At 55.5% G+C, this 3,090-nt stretch carries 4 protein-coding genes and 3 tRNA genes; all 7 read right to left on the bottom strand.

Translation table 11 applies throughout. The features are described 5' to 3' along the window. The coding region (locus tag MnOB_RS29025; RefSeq protein WP_234358239.1) for a hypothetical protein at window positions 1-64 on the bottom strand (64 nt) is incomplete at its 3' end. Window positions 65-148: 84 nt separating this feature from the next. Continuing rightward, window positions 149-224, bottom strand: a tRNA-Thr gene (locus MnOB_RS12120). 26 nt (window positions 225-250) lie between these two features. Further along, window positions 251-324, bottom strand: a tRNA-Gly gene (locus MnOB_RS12115). Window positions 325-350: 26 nt separating this feature from the next. Beyond that, a tRNA-Tyr gene (locus MnOB_RS12110) sits at window positions 351-435 on the bottom strand. Between the two features lie 141 nt (window positions 436-576). Further along, entirely contained in the window at window positions 577-1,254 is a 678-nt protein-coding gene (locus MnOB_RS12105) for an SPOR domain-containing protein (protein WP_077524477.1), read from the bottom strand. 9 nt (window positions 1,255-1,263) lie between these two features. Next, window positions 1,264-2,013, bottom strand: coding sequence for a pantothenate kinase (locus MnOB_RS12100; RefSeq protein WP_077524476.1), 750 nt, complete (start codon window positions 2,011-2,013; stop codon window positions 1,264-1,266). Next, a complete protein-coding gene (birA, locus tag MnOB_RS12095; RefSeq protein WP_077524475.1) occupies window positions 2,003-2,959 on the bottom strand; it encodes a bifunctional biotin--[acetyl-CoA-carboxylase] ligase/biotin operon repressor BirA in 957 nt (318 codons plus the stop codon). The genes MnOB_RS12100 and birA overlap by 11 nt, the downstream gene beginning before the upstream one ends. Between the last annotated feature and the right edge of the window lie 131 nt (window positions 2,960-3,090).

Here is a 3,090-nt window from a genome sequence, read left to right as displayed (position 1 = left end):
CAACGTGACCGATGGTGCCAACGTTGACGTGCGGTTTGTTACGTTCGAACTTTTCTTTAGCCATCGAGAACGTCTCCCATCAAGAATTGAGCGAGTCACGCCACCATTAAAACAAAGGCAGATATTTTCATATCTGCCTTTGTTAAGATGGAGCTCATGAGCGGATTTGAACCGCTGACCTCACCCTTACCAAGGGTGTGCTCTACCAACTGAGCTACATGAGCCAAACACATTGCGAAAGCAGCAAACCTGGAGCGGGTAGCGGGAATCGAACCCGCATCATCAGCTTGGAAGGCTGAGGTTCTACCACTGAACTATACCCGCGGAGCCTGCAGCTCTCGCTTTGAATCTGGTGGAGGGAGAAGGATTCGAACCTTCGAAGTCTATGACGTCAGATTTACAGTCTGATCCCTTTGGCCGCTCGGGAATCCCTCCAAGGGAGGCGGCATTCTCATCTCATGCCACCCTGCTGTCAAGCTTTTTCTCATTAAAATCTTGAGGTTAGCTTCATTTGACAGCCGCTTTGCAATTCAGCTTTTTGAGCCACGCTGCGAAGCGGGCGCCATTCTATTCAAGCTAACGAGGAGATGCAACACCCTCGCACGGCATAAGTTGATGTTTTAACCCAAAAAAATCTCGAGACAGCTGTTCGAGCAGTGGATCGTCAACCAATCTGCGACTTTCCGGGGCGATACGCACCCAGTAATCACGGTGCGCACGAGCCAGTTCGCGCATGAAAGGCTCATAGCCTGCGTCGCGCAATCGCTGCATGACACTCTCTGCAGAATCCATTCGCGGGAAGATTCCAAGGGAGATTCCGTTGACCAAATCTCCCTGCGTCACGATGTAGCTATCGATCTTCCTCGCCTGGAGCTCCTTGAGCTGACGCAACGAAGCCTCTCGCGAAGCGAGGGGCGCCAGGTAAACCCAGTAGTCAGTACCGGCAGCAGCATCGACAGGCTCTACAGTCGAACGCACATCCAGGCTAGTGAGGCGCTGTTCCACTTCGCGCGCCTGCTCTTCTCGCTCGAATCCCCCCAGGAAAAGGCAGACAGCCTCCTCTGTCGGCGCAGGAGCCACTGCGGCGCGTCTCGGCTGGACATTGCCGGATTCGCTGAGCAGACGGATGTCCTGTTGCCCACGCTTATAGAGGGAAAGGCTCTCTACCTCTTTCGGACGCAGCGGCGCCTGCTGCTGATGCCAGACGTAGTAGAAGAGATTGAGAACCAGGAGAAACAGGAACAACCAACGCATGGATCAACCTCAATGCAATGGGCAGGCAATCGCCAAACCGGCGAACACCAGGTCAGGCAATACCCTTGCGCGTGGCAGCACACTCTTCACCAGCAGCGCATCGCCACCAGTTAGGAAGACCTCGAAATCATTTCCGAGGTGCTCAGCCGCCAATTCAATCTGCGCCTGGACGAAGCCGCGCAGCATTAGAAGGCACCCTCTCTCCACGGCTTCCACCGTCGAGCGACCAGGAGCCATGTCGAGCAGCGCCCTCTCCGCGGCCTCGTCGTCATAGCGAATTCGGCGAGTGTGGGTCCTTAATTGATTGCGCATCAGCGGCATCCCGGGACAGATGAATCCTCCGAGATGCTCGCCATTTTCAGCAACCAAGTCAGAGGTCACCGCGGTCCCTAGATCAAGGACCAGGCAAGGCTTGCGCGCAATGTGATAGGCGCCCAGCACGGCTAGCCAGCGGTCGAGCCCAAGACGCTGGAACTCTGAATAGCCGTTGCGTACCCCGGACATTTCAGCAGCCGGCACGGCACATACGCAGGCCACACCGAACACATCCTGAAGCCGCCCAGTCAGTGCACGCGTTTCCTCATCAGATCGCACGCTGACCAGCCTGCAATTGCGAAGTGCCAATCCAGGCACCGCTTGCAATGCAGAAATCAACTCCTCGTCGGAGCCGACCACGCCGCCAGCAATTGTGGCGACCTGTGTGCTGTCAATGACACGCCACTTGATAAAGCTGTTGCCACAGTCAAGCTCAAGAATCATCACTCAACCTCAAACTGAGCTCTCCACCACTGTAAGCTCGCTCTTCACCATCGACCTTCAAGCGCAAGGCGCCCGTCGCATCTATCCCCAAGACCACTCCCTGGATACCCTGCACACCGGCGATCAAATTGACTTGCCGCCCCTGCCAGAGATGTCCGGCCTCCCATTCTTCTCGAAGAGCAGAAAAGCCATCCCTCTTGTGACGCTTCAGGTAGTCGTCAAGGTTCTCACTCAAGCGAACCACCAAGGCATTCCTGTCCACCAATGCAGCGCTTTCCATCTGCATCGAGGTCCAGGGCTGATCTATCTCCTCGGCCGACAACTGCATATTCACATTGATTCCGATACCAATGACGACATGACAGATATCGGCCGGGTCACCTAAGAGCTCGAGAAGGATTCCGGCAACCTTGCGATTGTTGATCAGCAGATCGTTTGGCCATTTGAGACCAGCAGATGTCAGCCCAAATGAATGCAGCGTCTTTAGCACCGCCAAGCCAACCACAAGACTCAAACCTTCAAGCTGGCGAGCACCACCGTCAACGCGCAAGGCAAGACTGTAGTAGAGGTTCTGCGCATGAGGACTGACCCATCGACGCCCCCTTCGCCCCCGCCCTTCCGTCTGCCGTTCTGCAATCACTGCAAAAGGTGGTAGCTCACCCACACCAAGCGCCCGTGAGACTTCGGCATTCGTCGAGTCCAAAGACTCAAATACTCGGTGAGACCAGGGAGAGCCCTTCCTATTCAGCAGATCTTGATCAAGGAGGCTCAGGGGAAACTGCAGCCGGTAGCCCCGACCACGCACCTTATAGATAGCAAGGCCGAGCTCCGCTTCCAGTTGCTGCAACTGCTTCCAGACGGCACTTCTGCTTACGCCGAGGGCCTCACCCAAGGCTTGGCCTGAGTGGAAACGTCCATCCTGCAGAAGTTTCAATAGGGTCAGCATGTTGCTGGATCCAGCTCTTAATGAGGCAGGCATCATATCCATGCACACTCGGGTTGCATAGAAATCGCGCAAGGCAATCAGTATCGTAAGCGTCCAGCCAAGTCACCTTCCGAACTCCAGCATTAAGGGCG

Origin of the sequence: Metapseudomonas resinovorans (genome assembly GCF_002003485.1) — a bacterium.
Lineage (GTDB): Bacteria > Pseudomonadota > Gammaproteobacteria > Pseudomonadales > Pseudomonadaceae > Metapseudomonas > Metapseudomonas resinovorans_D.
This window is presented reverse-complemented; position numbering and strand designations above follow the sequence as displayed.